The following is a 16,515-nucleotide window of genomic DNA, read 5'->3' on the forward strand; positions in this document are numbered from 1 at the left end:
GGACTTGCCCCGGGCCAGCTCGGCGATGTCCGGGTTCTTCTTCTGCGGCATGATCGACGAGCCGGTCGAGAAGGCGTCGTGCAGGGTCACGAAGGCCTCGGCGGCGTTCGGGGTGACGAGCCGCGCCCCGGCCACGGGCGGGCCGCCCTTCGGATGCGGGTCCCACACGACCGGCACCCGCCCGGCGGCCGCCGCGAGCGCCTCCCGCAGCGCGTCCGCCGTGCCCCGTCCGTAGTCCGCGACCAGGACGGCGCGGGCCCCGGCGAGCGCCGCGAGGCTCCGCGGGTCCGCCCGGCCCGGGATGCCGCCGCCCCGGTCCAGCCGCACCACCGGACGGCCGCCCGCCAGGACCCGGGTCTTCACCGGCAGCGTCCCCTCCAGCGGGATCGGCGCCAGGCGCACCCGGTCGCGCAGGAGCCGGCGGGCGGCCGCGCTCGCCTCGTCCTCGCCGAGCGCCGTGACGAGGACGACGTCGCAGCCGTGCCGCGCCGCCAGGACGGCGGCGAGCCCCGCGCCGCCCGGCCGGGCCCGTTCCTCCCCGACGTCCACCACGGGGACGGGGGCGTCCGGCGCCAGCCGGGTGACCTCACCCGTGACGTCCCGGTCGAGCAGCAGGTCCCCCACCACGACGAGCGGTCCGTTCGCGGTCACGAGGGCCTCCTCAGGAGTCGGACGGTGGGCAGCGGCGCCGGATGCGGAGCGCCGTTGGCCGAGGGCCGCGCCGGTAGGCCCGCGGGGGCGCCCGGGTGATGGTCCACCGGCGCGGACCGGTCCACCGGGGCGTTCCGGTCCGTGGCCGCCGGGCGCTCGGCGACCGCCGCGTCGAAGAACTCGCACAGCAGGTGGACGGCGACCAGATGGGTCTCCTGGACGGTCGCCGTCGTGTCGCCGTCCACGCACAGGGCCTCGTCCGCGGCCTCGGCCAGCGGGTTCGGCGAGGGGCCCGTGAGGGCCCAGACGGCGAGGCCGGCGGAGCGCGCCGTCATGGCGGCGGAGAGGAGGTTGGCACTGCGTCCCGACGTCGAGAGCAGCAGGAGCACGTCTCCGGCGCGGCCGTGCGCGGCGACCTGACGGGCGAAGACCTGCTCGAATCCGTAGTCGTTCCCGATCGCGGTGAGGCTCGACGTCTCGGCGTGCAGCGAGATCGCCGAGTAGGCGGGCCGCTCGTGCAGGTACCGCCCGACGAGTTCGGCGGTGAGGTGCTGGGCCTGGGCGGCGCTGCCGCCGTTGCCCGCGGCGAGGAGACGGGCGCCGGGAGGCAGCAGTTCGGCGAGCCGGCCGCCCCATCGCTCCAGCCGACCGAGACCGTGGCCCCGCAGGTGCTCCAGGGCGAGCTGGAGCATCCGGCAGTGGCGCTCGGCGCTCTCGTACGTGAGGGATTCGCTCATGGTGCGCGGGTCGGGCATCCGCTGACTGGCCCGGCCCACCTCCTTCCGATCTCGGTGACCAGGTGCGCGTCCGTTCGTCGGCCTGTGGCCGGCCGGACGCCGGTGGGGGGTGACGACCGTGAGGCGCTCACCCCCGCTGGGTGCTCACGTCCGCTACGGGCTCACCTCCGCGAGGAGCCGCTCCCAGTCGTCGAGGAAGCGCTTGAGGCCGTACCGTTCGAGGGCCGCCTGCCGAGCCCTCGCCCCGTCCCGGGCGGCGGCCTCCGGGTCGTCGAGATAGCGCCGGGCGGCCTCGGCCAGGACCTCGGGACGGGTGGAGAGCGTTCCGGTGCCGGGCGGGACCGCCTCGACCGCCTCGGTGGAGGCGAGCACCACCACGGGCATCCCCAGGTGCATGGCCTCGATCAGGGACAGTCCCAGGGACGTCCACCGCACCGGGTGGAGGTAGAGGCGGCGCTCGGCCATGGCGGCGTGCAGGTGCCGCTGGGGCAGGTCGGCCGAGCGGCACCGGTCGGCGGGCACGCCCAGCTCCTCGGCCAGCCCTTCCGTCCGCATCCCGAAGACGTCGAGCGGTACGGCCTCCGAGAGCCCCGGCAGCAGGTCCGTACCGACGTAACGGCGGCGCCGGACCGGCTCGTTGACGACGACGGCGGCGCGGGCCAGCCGGCCCGTGTACAGGTGGCCGGGGTCGACGACGCCGTGCTCGATGACGACGGTGCGGGTCGAGCCGTTGTCCCAGAACAGCCGGTTGAAGTGCGTGACGTGAACGAGCGTCAGGTCCGGCCGGTCCGCCACCGGGTGACGGGTGTCCGGGACGTCTCCGCGCGGTGTGTTGTGCTCCAGGTAGACCGCGGGCACGTCACGCCCCGGCCGCCGGCCGCCCATCCACCGGGTGGCCAGCTCCTCCTCGTGCGGCCGCTGGAGGACGACGAGGTCCACCTGCGTCCGCGCGAGCACCTCGGGCGTCACCTCACGGACGGAGGACGGCCAGACGAACGTCTCGGCGCGGCCGCGTCCGTCGGGGCCCCGTTCGGCGTCGACCGGCACCAGGTAGGTGTGCGGGCCCTGCACGAAGGCGGTGGTCCAGGAGCCGTGCACGTGCCACAGAAGGATGTTCACGGGTCAGCCCTCCCGAGGAGCCGGGGCCGGCGCGGCCGGGGGCGAGGACGGGTCCGGAGCCGACGTGTTCGCGTCCGCCGACGCGCGGAACCAGGCGATCGTGCGCCGCAGGCCCTCCTCGGTCGGCACCACCGGTTCCCACTGGAGCTTGCCCCTGGCCAGGGTGATGTCAGGACAGCGCACCGCCGGATCGTCCGTGGGCCGCTCGATGAACCGGATCTCCGAGCGCGAGCCCGTCAGCTCCACGATCCAGCGGGCCAGTTCGAGCATCGTGATCTCCGTCGGGTTGCCGAGGTTCACGGGTCCCCTCATCCCGTGCGCCGCCGCCGCGAGGATGCCGCGCACCGTGTCGTCGACGTAGCACAGGGACCGGGTCTGCAGCCCGTCGCCGGTGACCGTCAACGGCTCGCCCGCGAGCGCCTGCCGGACGAAGGTCGGTACGGCCCGGCCGTCGTAGCCCCGCATCCGGGGCCCGTACGTGTTGAAGAGGCGTACGACACAGGTGTCCGTGCCGTGTTCCGCCGCCTCCGCCATGGTGAGCGCCTCGCCGAAGCGCTTCGCCTCGTCGTACACGCTGCGCGGGCCCACCGGGTTGACGTTGCCCCAGTAGCGCTCGCTCTGCGGGTGCTCCAGCGGGTCGCCGTACACCTCGGACGTCGAGGCGAGCACGAACCGGGCGCGCGCGGCGCGGGCCACGGCGAGGGCGTTGCGCGTGCCCAGGCTGCCGGCCTCCAGGGTGTGCAGCGGAAGCCGCAGGTAGTCCGCGGGCGAGGCGGGGGAGGCGAAGTGGAGGACGAGATCGGGCGGCGGGTCGATCCGGAAGGGTGCGGAGACGTTCGCCTCGTGGAGGCGGAAGTCCGGGTGGGGGAGGAACGCGGCGATGTTCGCCACGCGTCCGGTGCTGAAGTCGTCGACACAGGTCACCGCGGCGCCCGCGTCGAGCAGCGCGCCGCACAGATGGGAGCCGACGAATCCGGCGCCGCCGGTGACGACCGCGTGCCGGACGCGGGTCGGGAAGGACGTTGCCATGGTGGTCTCCTCCGACGGAGAGAGGGAGCGGGGCCGCGGGTGCGGGCACCTGCGCGGGACTCGGCCCCGCCGTCCCGGGACACCGCACGGGCGGGGGCCTTCCGGAGACCGCTCACGCGGAGCTACGTCTCCTGACGCCTCCTGCCGGTACCCACGACGTGGCACGGCATGCCTCGCCGGGAGCCTCGGTGCCCCGGGCCGGGCCGGGGCGCGGGACCGGGGCGGTGCCCCGGGCCGGGGCGGGGCACCCGATCGGGTCGGGAGATCCGATCGGGTCGAGGCGTGCTCGGCGGGGGGCCTCACTGCCGGACGCATCCGGCCGCGTCCTCCGTGCTCACGAGCGCCTTGTCGAGCTTGTCCAGAGGGGGCGTCACCTGGTCGAGCGCGGCGGCGGCGTTCATGTTCCGGTCGAGGTGGTCCATGGTGACGTCCAGCTCCCGGAAGGCGGCCCGGAGCGCCGTGACGTCCACCCCGGCGTCCCCGGCCGCCTCCTGGATCTTCCCCATGTCGTCGCTCATGTCGGCCCTGACGTCCTGGATGCCCTGGACGGTCGCCGACGAGTCCTTGTTCCGCAGCTCCTCGCTGTGGCTCCGCAGGCCCGCCAGCTCCTCGCAGACGGCCGTGGTGGCGTTCGTCGGGTCCGCGGAGCCCCCGTCGCCGTCGCCGTCGTCCCCGCAGCCCGCCAGGGCGAGCGCGGTCGCCGCGCCCAGGGCCACGAGGGCGCCCGGCGTCGCGCGGCGCCTCCGCCGGCCTCCGGGCACCTGTCGTGCGGTGCTGGGGTTCATGACGCACCACCTCCTCGGTACGCATCGTGCGCGGACGCGTTCGCGCCCCACGGGCCCCGCCCGGCGCGGGAGTTCATCGCGCGGCCGCTCAAAGCGCCGCCGCCAGCGGGGCGTGGGCGGCGAGCACCGCCCGGTAGGACTCCTCCGTGGCGGCGGCGACCCGCGCCCAGGTGAACCGTTCCAGGACGCGCCGCCGGCCCGCCCTCCCGTACTCCGCGCGCAGGACCGGGTCGGCCAGCAGGACCCGTACCGTCGCGGCGAGGAGCGCCGGGTCGCGGGGCGGCACGAGGCGGCCGTTCACCCGGTCCGCGACCGAGTCCAGCTGGCCTCCCACGGCGCTGGCCACCACGGGCCGCCCGCAGGCCATCGCCTCCAGCGGCACGATGCCGAACGGCTCGTAGTCCGCCGGGCACAGCACGACGTCCGCGCCCCGCATCAGCGCGGGGACCACCGACGGCGGCACGGCGCCGGTGAACCGGACCCGGTCCGCCACGCCCAGCTCCTCGGCGAGCGCGCGCAGCCTCCGCACCTCCGGGTCGGCGTCGAGGCCGGCGGGCGGCGGCCCGCCCGCGACGACGAGTTCGGTGCCCGGGAGCCTGCCGAGCGCGGCGACGGAGACCGCGGCGCCCTTGCGGGGAACGAGCCGCCCCAGGTGCAGGAGCCGGTAGCGGAAGGGGCCGCGGGCGACGGCGGGGCCGTCCGGCCGGAAGGCGACCGGGTCCACGCCGCAGGGCACGATGTCACAGGCGGCGCGCGCGATCCCCATGGCGGCCAGCTCCTCGACCTCGTCCCGGCAGGTGGCGAGCACCCGGTCGCAGCCGGTGCCCACCTCGGTCTCGTGCGCGACGCGGGTCGGCGGGCTGCTGTCGGCCGCGCCCTGATGGCGCCGCTTCACCGTGCCGAGCGCGTGGTAGGTGTGCAGGAACGGGACGGGCACCTCCCGCGTGGCCCACAGGGTGGCGAGGCCCGACATCCAGAAGTGCGAGTGGACCACGTGGGGCGTCTCCGTCCGCCACTGCCCGGCCAGGTATCGGCTGAACTCCCTCATGTGCGGAAGCAGTTCGTCCTTGGGTACGGGCACGGGCGGGCCCGCGGGCACGTGGTGCACCCTGACCCCGTCGCGCAGCGGCGCGACCACCGGCAGGTCGGCGTCGTCCCGCCGGGTGTACACCGTCACGCGGTGGCCCCGGTCGGCGAGGGCACCCGCGAGCTGGGCGACGTGCACGTTCTGGCCCCCGGCGTCGACGCCGCCGAGCGTCGCGAGCGGGCTCGCGTGCTCGGAGACGAGGGCTACGGAGAGGGGACGCGGAGCGAGGGATGTCATGAGCGGGCCTCCCTGATGAGGCGCCCCCCGGGGGTCCCGGGAAGCGGTGCGAACCGCCGTGACGTGCGGCGATGCGCGTGCGTCGACGGTGCTCGGTGGGCTCGGTGGGCTCTGTGGGCCCGGTGGGCTGGATCGGCTTGATGAATCGGGCGCGTTCCGCACGCGGAAGGGACGGCGTCGGCGGGGGGTCGAAGCGGCTCGTTCACGCGGGGACGCCCCCTCTCGCGTCGGACACGTCGTCCGTACGGGGACGGGAGCGGGTCCGGGCGTCGTTCCGGGCCCTGCCGTCTCCGCCCGGCACGTCGGGGGAGGGGGACGGGCGGCCGAGCAGCGCGTCGACCGCCGCCACGACCTCCCCGTCGCCCACGCCGTCGAGGCAGGGGTGACCCGGCACCGGGCAGACCCGGGCCCGGGTGTCCGCGCACGGGGCCCGTTGGTCTCCGAGCAGGACGTGGGGGACCCCGTACGGCCGCCAGCGGCCGGCCGGGACGACCGGTGCGAAGAGGCAGACCACCGGGGTCCGCACGGCGGCGGCCAGGTGCGCGGGGCCGGTGTTCCCGACGACCACGGCGCCGGCCCGGGCGAGCACGCCCGCCAGGGCGCCGAGCCCGGCGGTCGCGCCCCCGAGGTCGAGGGCGTGACGGCCCGCCACGCGCGCCGTCAGGTCCCGTTCCGCCGCGGCCCCCGTCACCACCACCCGGTGGCCGGCGGCCGCAAGGGCGGCCACCGCCCGCGCGGCGCGCCCGGGGCTCCACGCCCGGGCGGGAACGGCGGCCCCGGGGTGCACCACGACGTACGGTCCGGGCCCCGTCAGCGCCGTCGTGTCCGGCGGCGGTACGACACGGAGCCCGCCGTCGTCGCCGGCCGGCGGCGGGAACCCGGCCGCCCGCGCCAGGTCGAGCGCCGCCTCCGCCTCGTGCCGCCCGTCCTCGCGGCGGTGCCGCAGGTCGAGCAGCGCGCCCGGGTAGTCCTCGCTGTCGGCCCCGATCCACGGCACCTCCGCCATGCGGAGCAGCAGGGCGGCGGGCAGCGGGCTCTGGTGGTACGACACGAGGACGAGCGCCCGGTCGAAGCGGCGGGCGGCCACCGCCTCGACCAGCTCGCGGCAGGCGCGCGGCGAGACCGGCGGCGGCTCCAGACCCACCCACGGCGCCTCGTGCACGAGGACCTCGTCGACGCCGGGCAGCAGCCGCGCCGCCGGGGCGCCCGCCGGGCCGCAGAGCATCGCGGTCCACGAGGAGCCCGCCGCCGCGGCGCGCACGGCCGGCCCGGCGAGCAGCACGTCACCGGCGCTGTCGAGGCGCACGACCAGCGTGCGCGGCGCGGCGCTCACGGGCCGCCGTCCCGGCCGCGCGGCCGATGGACGTCGAGTGCCATCCGTACGGCGGTCAGCAGGTCGGGTGCGGTGCGGGGCGCCGAGGCGACCTCGGCGGAGAGGGTCTCCCGCGTCGGTACGAGGATGCCGAGTGCTCCGGCGGCCTCGGCCGCCTCGACGTCGCTGCCGATGTCGCCGATCACCACGGAGCGCGAGGGCCGCGCGCCCAGGCGGGCGCAGGCGGCGAGGACCAGCCCCGGCGCGGGCTTGCGGCAGCCGCAGCCGTCGTCGGGCCCGTGCGGGCAGACCGCCCACACCGCGAACGGGCCGACGAGCCGGTCCACCCGGTCCCGTACCGCCGCGACCTGGTCCGGTGTGAGCAGGCCGCGCGCCACCCCGGACTGGTTGCTCACCACTCCGACGGGGACGCCCGCCGCGCGCAGCAGCGCCACGGCCTCGACGGCACCGGGGAGCGGCAGCACCCGGGACGGGTCCCCGTTGTACGGCACGTCCGCGACGAGCGTCCCGTCCCGGTCGAACAGCACGGCGTCGGGACCCGCGCCCCGCCCGTCCGCGGACCGGGCACGGGCACGGGCCTGCGGACGGGGTCGGAGGCGGCCCGTGGCCGGGTACAGCCAGGGGCCGTCGCCCGCCGTCCCCGCGCGGAGCGTCACGGGCACCGTCCGGCCGGGGCTCACGAGACGGCCTCCGGCCGTTCGTCCCGGGGCGCGGGCGTGGGCACGGGCGCCGGGACCGGGGGACGGGCCGGGCCGCGGGGCCGCTCGGCCCGGTGCGCGAGGGAGCCGCGCAGCCAGTGCCAGGTGGCGACCGGCGGGATGACGGCGCTGGTGAGGAGCATGTCGACGACCTCGGCGGGGGTGCGGGGGCCCGGCAGGACGCGGGCGAGCGCGAACTCGGCCGTACCGGCGAACCAGAAGGCGCCGCACCACGCGGCCGCCCGCCGTCGTCCGGTGACGGCGCAGGCCAGCGCGGCGCACGCGGCGGCCGTGACCGCCTGGTGCCGGGGCAGCCGGCCCCGGTGCGCTCCGGCGAGGACGCGCCAGTGCGGGCCGTGGAGGCGGCGCATCAGGACGTCGTCACCGTTGCCCGCCTGCTGGCGGACCGAGATCCACCGGTCGGCCCGGCGCGGGGGATGGGCGGTCCTGCGCGTCCCCTGGCGCAGCTCCCAGCCGCTGCCGAGCAGCCGCAGGGCGAGGTCGGAGTCCTCCCGGAAAGCGCGGCGGAAGCGTTCGTCGAAGCCGTCGGAGGCCTCCAGGGCCTGGCGCCGCACCGCCATGTCGGCGGTGATCCAGCGGGCCGTCGCGAGGGCGGCGGTGTTGCGCTCCCCGTCGGTCGGCCGCCGGTCGGCGGGCAGCGGCACCTCGATCCGGGCCGCGACGGCGGCCGTCGTCGCGGACGCGGCCGCCAGGTCGCGGGCGAGGTCCTCGCCCCACGTGGCCGACGGCACGACGTCGTCGTCGAGGAAGACGACCCAGGGCACGTCCCCGGCCCGGCGGGCGCCGGTGTTCCGCGCCGCCGCCGGTCCCCGGGCACGGCCCGGCACGACCGTGGTGATCGCGCGCAGCGCCTCGGGCACGGGCAGCGGGGGCACGGTGCCGTCGGCGCGCGGCCGGTCGTGGACGAGGACCACCCGGGACGGCAGCGGGCCGGTGGTGCGGGCGAGGGCCTCCAGGCACCGGGCGAGGCTCGGGCGACCCGTGGTCGGGACGACCACCGCGTAGTCGACGGCTTCCGCGTGGCCGAGGTCCACGTGGTGGCGGGGGCTGCGGCCGGTCACCGGGCACCGCCCTCGCCGGTCCCGGCGTTCCAGCCCTGGTGCCCGGCACGGAACATCTCGCCCCTGCGGACCGCGAAGGGGCCGATGGCGAGCAGGTCGACCGGGGTGGAGCCGAAGCACTCCAGCGCGTCCCTGGGGTCGTCGACCATGGGGCGTCCCGCGGTGTTGAGGCTCGTGTTGACGACGACGGGCAGGCCCGTGCGGCGCTCGAACTCCTCCAGCATCCGCGCCACCAGCGGCTCCTGCAGCCGGTCCACCGTCTGGATCCGCGCGGTGCCGTCGACGTGGACGACCGCGGGGATCCGCTCGCGCCACTCCGGTGCGACGTCGTGGACGAAGAGCATGTACGGGGAGGGCAACTGCCCCCGGAAGATCTCCGCGGACCGCTCCGTGAGGACCATCGGCGCGACCGGGCGGAACTGCTCGCGCCCCTTGATGTCGTTGAGCCGCTCCAGGTTCCCTGCGTGCCCCGGGTGGGCGAGCAGCGAGCGGTGCCCGAGGGCCCGGGGGCCGAACTCGGAGCGTCCCTGGAACCAGGCCACGACCGCGTTGTTGGCCAGCGCCTCGGCCACGGTGGCGGCGATGTCGGGCGGGCGCTCGAAGGGCACGGCCGCCGTCTTGAGGCGCCCGGCGAGCTCCGCGTCCGTCCACTCCCGGCCGAGCGCGGCGCCCGGCATCGGCGCCGGGTCCACGCCGGCCTCCGCCGACAGCAGCAGCGCCCCGCCCAGGGCGGTGCCCGCGTCACCGGCGGCGGGCTGCACCCAGACGCGGGAGAACGGGCCCTCGCGCGCGATCCGGGCATTCGCCACGCAGTTCAGGGCCACCCCGCCGGCCAGCGTCAGCACGCTGTCGTGGGTGCGTCCGTGCAGCCAGCGCGCGAGGTCGAGCAGCGTCTCCTCCAGGACGGCCTGTGCGCTGGCGGCGACGTCCGCGTGCGCCTGGGTCCAGGGCTCGTCGGCCGCGCGCGGGGGGCACAGCTCCGACCAGGGCACGCCGTGGGCGAGGAACCCGCCGTCGCCCGTCGGCCGGACGTACCGGCGCAGCTCCCCGAGCATCCGGGGCGTGCCGTGCGAGGCGAGCGCCATCACCTTGAACTCGTCCGAGGAGCGCAGGAACCCGAGGTGCTCCGTCAGCTCCTCGTAGACGAGGCCCAGCGAGTGGGGCAGCGTCTGGGCGCGCAGCGGTTCGAGGCGGTTGCCGAGCCTGCGCGCGGCGAGGTGCGAGGCCGCTTCCCCGCGTCCGTCGAGGACGAGGACCGAGGAGGTCTCCGCCGCCTCCGCGCCGAACGCTCCGGACGCCGCGTGCGCCATGTGGTGGGGGACGAAGCGGACGGCCGACGGGTCGAGACCGGGCAGGGCGGTCGCGAGGAAGCCGGGCGCGTGCTCGGCGTAGGCCTGGCGGAGGCTGTCCCAGGGGTCGTCGAGCCCCAGATCGGCGGCGGGGCGGGCGAGCCCGGGGTCGTACGAGTAGGCGACGAGGTCCAGGTCCTCGGGGCGCAGCCCGGCCCGTTCCAGGCACCATCGCGCGGCCTGTTCGGGGAGTTCCCAGGCGGAGAAGGGAACGGGCCGTTTGCCGTGCTTGCGCCTGGAGAAACGTTCCTCCTCGGCGGCCGCGACGGTGACGCCGTCGACGATCAGGGCGGCGGCGGGGTCGTGGAAGAGGGCGTTGATGCCGAGAACGCGCATGGGGGACCTTTCCGGTGTCGGCCGGCACGCCCGCCCCGGTGCGGGGGAGGCGGGAGGGGGGTGGCCGCCGGGCGCGTGCCGGGGATTTCCCGGACTCGTCCGCGGCTCCGGAAGCGGTCCACCCGAAGCCCGGACGGCGGTTACCCACGCCGAGAAGCGCTACTCCTCGAATACGGACATGTCCGTAAAAGAACCCCGCGTGAGCGTTCCGTGACCCGGGCCGGGAGCCCGCGACAGCGCCGACGCCGCGGCCCGTGCGAGGGCTTCGGCCGTGCCGACGGCTTCACCCTGATGGCCGTAAGTGCCACGACGGCGCCACCCAGACACCCCTGCGCCCCCGTGACGTCGCCAACCCGGCACCAGCCCGACGCCCCCCAACGCCCCCCGGCGCCAGCCCGACGCACCCCCCGAACGCGCCCGCGCCGGGCGCCGGGCCACAAGCCCGGGCGCCCGGCGCGGGGCCCGCCGGTTCAGGGACGGCGCCAGTCGTCCTCCCGGAGATGGGAGCCGGCCATCGGCCCCATCCGGAGCATGCCGCCGTCCACGGCCCACGACGCCCCCGTGACGTACGAGGAGTCGGGACCGGCCAGGAAGCCGATCACGGCCGCGACCTCCCGCGCGTCGCCGGGGCGCCCCAGCGGGACGCCGGGCCGCGACTCCTCCCGTACGTCGGTGTCCTCCTGGCCCGTCATCGGCGTGGCGATCTCCCCGGGGGCGACCGCGTTGACCGTGATGCCGTGCTCCGCCAGCTCCAGGGCCATGACCTGGGTGAGCAGCCCGAGGCCGCCCTTGGCGGCGCAGTACGGTCCCGAGCCGACGCGCGGCTGGTGCTCGTGGACGGAGGTCACGTTCACGATCCGGCCCCCGCCGCCCCCGGCGATCATGCGCCGGGCAGCCCGCTGGGAACAGAGCAGCGGCCCGACGAGGTCCACGTCGAGGACGTGCCGCACGGTCGCGAGGTCCAGGTCGAGGAAGGGCGTGGCCGTGCCGGTTCCGGCGTTGTTCACCAGGACGTCGACCCCGCCGAGCGCGTCGGCGAGCCGGTCGACGACGTCCGCGGCGTCCGGGAGCGCGGAGAGGTCGAGCTGCTCCACCACGGCCCGGCGGCCGTGCCGCCGCACCTCCTCCGCGGTGGCACGGGCGCCCTCCTCGTCCCGGTGCCAGGTGATGCCGACGTCCAGGCCCTGCCGGGCGAGCAGCACGGCGACCGCCCTGCCGATGCCGGAGTCGGCGCCCGTCACCACGGCCGTGCGCGGCCGGAACGCGAGCGCCTCCGGGACGGCGTACCGCGGCGCCGGAGCGGCCTCGCGCCCGTCCGCGTCCTGCCGGTCCGTGTCGGGCTGCCCCGTGTCCTGCCGGTCCGTGTCGGGTTGCTCCGTGTCCTGCCGGTCCGCGTCGCGCCGCCCCGTGTCCTGCCGGTCCGTGTCGGGTCGCTCCGTGTCCTGCCGGTCCGTGGCCTGTCCGTTCGTGTCGTGTGCGGTGTGCATCGCGCGCGGTCCTTCCACCGGAGTCAGATCGAGGCGGGGAAGCGCTGCCACACCCGGTGCCCGCCGAGCAGGTCGGTGAGCTCGGACAGCACCTGACCCGTGTCGTCACCGAGGACGATCCCGGCGGCGTCCGCGGACAGCCCGGCGGCCTGCAGGGCCGCCCCCGCCGCCGCGCTCGTCCCGCCGATGGCCTTGCCGTGGCGGTAGGCCTCCGTGAGCAGGAGCACCACCCGGGGATCGACCAGCGGGGCGTCGGCCGCGACGTGACCGGCCTTGGCGTCCCGTGCCCCCTGCGCGTCCAGACCCGGCGCGGGGCTGGCGGCGACGTACAGCGCGTCGAACTCCGTCGACCGCGCGGTGGCGAACGTCCGGTCCACCGTGAGCGGCTCGCCGTCGGCGTCGAGGACCCCGCCGGTCGCGGCGATCACCAGCGGCATCGCGCCCGCCGCGAGCGCCGCCTCGCGGAACGCGCGCGCGGCCGCAAGGCCGTCGGCGTCGGCCTCGTCGGCGACGATCCCGATCATCCGGCCGTCCGTGGGCCAGGTCCGGCCCAGCTGGGACAGGGCGGGGCTCGGCGTGACGTCGTCGAAGGGCACGGTCGCCGGGGGCACGGGCAGGCCCAGCCCGGTGGCGACGCCCTCGCAGAGGACGGGGTCGATGTTGGCGAGGACCGCCAGGACCCGTTCCTTCACCGCCTGTTCGTAGCACTTGCCCAGCTCGAACGTGTAGGCCGCGATGATGTGCTCCCGCTCCGTCGGCGTCATGCTCAGCCAGAAGAGGCGGGGCTGCGAGAAGTGGTCCGCGAACGACTGGGGCGCCTCGCGCACCTTCGTCGACGCGGGGACCGGGACGGGCGCCTCGATGTACGCGCCGGTGTCCGCGCCCGCGAGGAACGGGCAGCCGCCGTCCAGGGAGTTGGGGCGGTACGGGGCGACGCCCGTGTGGACGGCCGTCTGGTGCATGCCGTCGCGCAGCATGTCGTTGACCGGCGCGTGCGGCCGGTTGATCGGCAGCTGGGCGAAGTTGGGGCCGCCGAGCCGGCTGATCTGCGTGTCCAGGTACGAGAAGAGGCGGCCGGCGAGGAGCGGGTCGTCGGTGATGTCGATGCCGGGCACGAGGTGACCGGGGTGGAAGGCGACCTGCTCCGTCTCGGCGAAGAAGTTCTTGGTGTTGGCGTTCAGCGTCAGCAGCCCCACCGGCTGCACCGGGGCGAGTTCCTCCGGCACGATCTTCGTCGGGTCGAGCAGGTCGATCCCCTCGAAGGTCTGGTCAGGCGTGTCCGGGAACGTCTGGACACCCAGCTCCCACTCCGGGAAGGCGCCCGACTCGATGGCGTCGAACAGGTCCCTGCGGTGGAAGTCCGGGTCCATGCCCGCGACGAGCTGGGCCTCCTCCCAGACGAGCGAGTGCACGCCGAGCCTGGGCTTCCAGTGGAACTTGACCAGCGTCGTCCCGCCGTCCTGCGCGACGAGGCGGAAGGTGTGGACGCCGAAGCCCTCCATCATCCGGTACGAACGGGGGATGCCCCGGTCGGACATGTTCCACAGCGTGTGGTGCGTGGCCTCGGTGTGCAGCGAGACGAAGTCCCAGAACGTGTCGTGGGCGCTCTGCGCCTGCGGGATCTCCCGGTCGGGATGCGGCTTGCCCGCGTGGATGATGTCGGGGAACTTGATGGCGTCCTGAATGAAGAAGACCGGGATGTTGTTCCCGACGAGGTCGAACGTCCCCTCCTCGGTGTAGAACTTCGTCGCGAACCCGCGCGTGTCGCGGACCGTGTCGGCCGAGCCGCGCGAGCCGAGGACCGTGGAGAACCGTACGAACACCGGCGTCTCGACGTCCTCCGCGAGGAACGCCGCCTTCGTCAGCCGGCTCGCCGTCCCGTAACTCCTGAACACGCCGTGGGCCGCCGCCCCGCGCGCGTGCACCACCCGCTCCGGAATGCGCTCGTGGTCGAAGTGGGTGATCTTCTCCCGCAGGTGGTGGTCCTGGAGGAGTACGGGCCCACGGCTGCCGGCCTTGAGCGAGTGATCGGTGTCGTACAGCCGGGCCCCCTGGGCGGTCGTCAGGTACGCACCGCTCTGGGCCGACCGCGCGGGATCCTCCCCGGTGGCCTGGCCCGTGGGGCTGACGGTCTCCGGACCGTCCTGGTCCGGCTTGGGCGGCAGCGGGCCGTGGGGACGCGTGGGCTCCTCCAGGGACGGGGGCTGCACGCCGGGCCGACCGGGGCCGCCGGACTCGGCGGCCGCGTCCGGGGTGGGGTTCGCTGTCACAGGGCGCTCCTTCGCGGGGGTCGGGTGTTCCTGAACTGCTCGGCTGTTCTCGGACTCGTCGGGTGTTCCTGGACCGATCGGGTGTTTCTGAATGGGTCGCATGTTTCCGGACTGGTCGGATGTTTCCTGTGGGAAAGGGTTTCTCCACGTCTGCCCGGTCGTCCGCGCGTCGAACATCGCGCGGAGCCGTTCAGCGGTACGGCCGGGGCCGGACGCGCCGCATCGACCGGGGCGGGCGCGGCAGCCGCAGGGCGGCGCGGGCGGCGTTGGCCCCGGGAGCGCCGTGGACCCCGCCACCGGGGTGGGCGGCCGCCGAGGCGAGGTAGAGCCCGCGGACCGGGGTCCCCGGGCGCCCCGTGCCGGGTACGGGACGGAAGACAAGCTGCTGGTGCAGGCTCGTGGTGCCCTGGTTGACGGCGCCCCCGACCAGCGCGGCGTTCATGCGTTCCAGGTCGGGCGGCGCCAGCACCCGGCGGTCCAGGACCGAGGCCCGGAACCCCGGGGCGAGGCGCTCGATGCCCGCCTCCACGCGCGCGGCGACGACGTCCTTCTCCCGCTCGTCCCAGCGCCCCCGCAGCCCGTCGTCCCCCGCGTCGCCCCGGATCTCCTGCGGCACGTGGGTGTAGCCCCAGGCCGACTCCGTACCCAGCGGGGAACGCGTCGCGTCGGCCGTCGTCATCTGGCCGAGGACCGTGAACGGCACGTCGGGGACCCGCCCCGTCGCCAGCTGGGCGGAGAACCGGGTCAGCTCGTCGACGCCCTCGGTCACATGCACCGTCCCGGCGCCACGGGCGCCCTCCGCGGTCCACGGGATCGGACGCGACAGCGCCCAGTCGATCTTGACCGTGGCGAGGTCCCAGTGGAAGCGCCGCAGGTCCTCCAGAAGCCGCCCCGGCAGGTGCTCGGGCGCCACCAGCCGCCCGTACAGCACGGTCGCCGGCACGTCGGCGAACACCGCGCGCAGCGCGGGCACCTCCCCGCCGTCCTCGGTGCGGACCGCCACCGCGCGGCCGCCCCGTACGACGACCTCACTCACCGTACGACGGCAGTGCACCGCCCCGCCGCGCGCCTGGAGCCGCCGGACCAGGGCCCGGGTGAGCGCGGCCGCCCCGCCGACCGGCACGGGGAAACCGTGCGCCTGCCCGAGCATCGACATCAGCCACCCGAAGCCGCCCCCGAGCGCGGACTCCGGGCCGAGGTCCGCGTGCAGCGCGTTGCCCGCGATCAGCAGCCTGCCGCCCTCGCCCACGAAGTGCTCCTCACCGAACCGCCGGGCCGGCAGCAGCATGGTCCGCGCGAGGCGCAGGCCCTCGGCGGGGCCGGTGCGCGCGACGAGCCGCAGCCCGGACCGGACCGGCGGGAACGGTGCGAACAGACACCCCACCAGGTCGTCGCCGATGCGGCCCCATCGCTCGTACAGCCGCTCCCAGGCCTCCCCGTCGGGCCCCGCGAAGCCCGCCAGGGACGCGGCCGTCTCCCGCGGGTCACGGGAGAGCACCGCGCAGCGGCCGTCGGAGAGCGGATGGGCGACGACCGCCGGCGCGTGCGCCCAGCGCAGTCCCTGGTCCTCGAGCCGCAGGGCGCGGAGCACCGGCGAGGCGGCCGCCAGCGGGTAGAACGCGCTGAACAGGTCGTGGACGTAGTCGGGGTGGACGCCCCGGTCGCTGCGCACCGCGCCGCCCGGCTCGTCCTGCGCCTCCAGGACGACGACCCGCCAGCCGGCGTCCGCGAGGACGTTGGCCGCGACGAGCCCGTTGGGACCGGCGCCCACGACCACCGCGTCAGGCGCCGACACGGGGGCCGCCCGTCTCGGGGCCGGACCGCCGCGGACCGGACGCGCCCGACGCCTCAGCCGCCGCGTCCCCGGACGGTGGGTCGGTCTCGGGCTCCGACTCCACGAGCTCGGCCAGCCGGGCCAGCATGGCGCGGTGGCGGAGCTGGAGGGCGACGTCCAGGACCGCGTTGTGCCAGCGCCCCGCCGGGCCCGCCAGGGGGTGTTCGTCGACGATCACCAGCGTGTCCTCGCCCCAGGCCTCGACGGTGATCGCGATCCTCGCGCTGCCCGACCGGCCGGCCATCGACTCCAGTTCGAGGCGGCGCCCCGGCTCGTAGATGCGCGAGACGGTCCGGCCCTGGTACTCCAGCGGCCCGAACCGCAGGGCGTACCCGATCTCCGACCCCTCGGCGGGCCACTGTCCGTCCCGGTTCCACGACTCGTCGGTGCCGACCACCCAGCGCGCGTAGAGCGCGCCGTCGGACAGCACCGACCACACCGCGGCCGGGGGTTTGCGGATGAGCTGGTGGCGCACGGCCAT

14 protein-coding genes are annotated in these 16,515 nt (G+C 76.1%); all 14 read right to left on the reverse strand.

Annotated features, from left to right (window positions below):
• Positions 1-651: PfkB family carbohydrate kinase (locus tag ACWDVG_RS17560; RefSeq protein WP_451700112.1), on the reverse strand; the 651-nt coding region annotated here is incomplete at its 3' end.
• A complete protein-coding gene (locus ACWDVG_RS17565) occupies positions 648-1,388 on the reverse strand; it encodes a D-sedoheptulose-7-phosphate isomerase (protein ID WP_451700113.1) in 741 nt (246 codons plus the stop codon). The genes ACWDVG_RS17560 and ACWDVG_RS17565, both read right to left, overlap by 4 nt.
• 153 nt (positions 1,389-1,541) lie before the next feature.
• Positions 1,542-2,507 carry a glycosyltransferase gene (locus ACWDVG_RS17570; protein WP_451700114.1) on the reverse strand — a complete coding sequence of 322 codons (966 nt, stop codon included), beginning with the start codon at positions 2,505-2,507 and terminating at the stop codon, positions 1,542-1,544.
• A 3-nt stretch (positions 2,508-2,510) separates the two neighbouring features.
• Positions 2,511-3,536, reverse strand: a complete 1,026-nt coding sequence (locus ACWDVG_RS17575) for an NAD-dependent epimerase/dehydratase family protein (protein ID WP_451700115.1) — start codon at positions 3,534-3,536, stop codon at positions 2,511-2,513.
• 299 nt (positions 3,537-3,835) lie between these two features.
• Entirely contained in the window at positions 3,836-4,321 is a 486-nt protein-coding gene (locus ACWDVG_RS17580) for a hypothetical protein (protein WP_451700116.1), read from the reverse strand.
• Between the two features lie 88 nt (positions 4,322-4,409).
• Complete coding sequence (locus ACWDVG_RS17585) at positions 4,410-5,645, reverse strand: glycosyltransferase (RefSeq protein ID WP_451700117.1); 1,236 nt, start codon at positions 5,643-5,645, stop codon at positions 4,410-4,412.
• A gap of 202 nt (positions 5,646-5,847) precedes the next feature.
• Positions 5,848-6,978 (reverse strand): glycosyltransferase family 9 protein, encoded by a 1,131-nt coding sequence (locus ACWDVG_RS17590; RefSeq protein WP_451700118.1) that lies wholly within the window; start codon positions 6,976-6,978, stop codon positions 5,848-5,850.
• On the reverse strand, positions 6,975-7,658 hold the full coding sequence (locus tag ACWDVG_RS17595) for a D-glycero-alpha-D-manno-heptose-1,7-bisphosphate 7-phosphatase (RefSeq protein ID WP_451700119.1): 684 nt from the start codon (positions 7,656-7,658) through the stop codon (positions 6,975-6,977). Before ACWDVG_RS17595 ends, ACWDVG_RS17590 begins: the two co-directional genes overlap by 4 nt.
• Positions 7,655-8,758: a glycosyltransferase family 2 protein gene (locus ACWDVG_RS17600; protein ID WP_451700120.1), complete on the reverse strand. Its 1,104-nt coding sequence runs from the start codon at positions 8,756-8,758 to the stop codon at positions 7,655-7,657. Before ACWDVG_RS17600 ends, ACWDVG_RS17595 begins: the two co-directional genes overlap by 4 nt.
• Entirely contained in the window at positions 8,755-10,443 is a 1,689-nt protein-coding gene (locus tag ACWDVG_RS17605; protein WP_451700121.1) for a carbamoyltransferase family protein, read from the reverse strand. Before ACWDVG_RS17605 ends, ACWDVG_RS17600 begins: the two co-directional genes overlap by 4 nt.
• 470 nt (positions 10,444-10,913) lie before the next feature.
• Positions 10,914-11,687 carry an SDR family oxidoreductase gene (locus ACWDVG_RS17610; RefSeq protein WP_451700180.1) on the reverse strand — a complete coding sequence of 258 codons (774 nt, stop codon included), beginning with the start codon at positions 11,685-11,687 and terminating at the stop codon, positions 10,914-10,916.
• 266 nt (positions 11,688-11,953) lie between these two features.
• Positions 11,954-14,200: a catalase gene (locus ACWDVG_RS17615; RefSeq protein WP_451700123.1), complete on the reverse strand. Its 2,247-nt coding sequence runs from the start codon at positions 14,198-14,200 to the stop codon at positions 11,954-11,956.
• Between the two features lie 190 nt (positions 14,201-14,390).
• A complete protein-coding gene (locus ACWDVG_RS17620) occupies positions 14,391-15,995 on the reverse strand; it encodes a phytoene desaturase family protein (protein ID WP_451700124.1) in 1,605 nt (534 codons plus the stop codon).
• Positions 15,982-16,515, reverse strand: a complete 534-nt coding sequence (locus tag ACWDVG_RS17625) for an SRPBCC family protein (protein ID WP_451700125.1) — start codon at positions 16,513-16,515, stop codon at positions 15,982-15,984. The genes ACWDVG_RS17620 and ACWDVG_RS17625 overlap by 14 nt, the downstream gene beginning before the upstream one ends.

Source organism: Streptomyces sp. NPDC003327, from assembly GCF_053589515.1.

Excerpts from the sequence above, each read along its gene's own strand:
- ACWDVG_RS17625 (WP_451700125.1), bottom strand. The coding sequence starts at position 16,515 with ATGGCCGTGCGCCACCAGCTCATCCGCAAACCCCCGGCCGCGGTGTGG.
- ACWDVG_RS17605 (WP_451700121.1), bottom strand. The coding sequence starts at position 10,443 with ATGCGCGTTCTCGGCATCAACGCCCTCTTCCACGACCCCGCCGCCGCC.
- ACWDVG_RS17585 (WP_451700117.1), bottom strand. The coding sequence starts at position 5,645 with ATGACATCCCTCGCTCCGCGTCCCCTCTCCGTAGCCCTCGTCTCCGAG.
- ACWDVG_RS17575 (WP_451700115.1), bottom strand. The coding sequence starts at position 3,536 with ATGGCAACGTCCTTCCCGACCCGCGTCCGGCACGCGGTCGTCACCGGC.
- ACWDVG_RS17580 (WP_451700116.1), bottom strand. The coding sequence starts at position 4,321 with ATGAACCCCAGCACCGCACGACAGGTGCCCGGAGGCCGGCGGAGGCGC.
- ACWDVG_RS17565 (WP_451700113.1), bottom strand. The coding sequence starts at position 1,388 with ATGAGCGAATCCCTCACGTACGAGAGCGCCGAGCGCCACTGCCGGATG.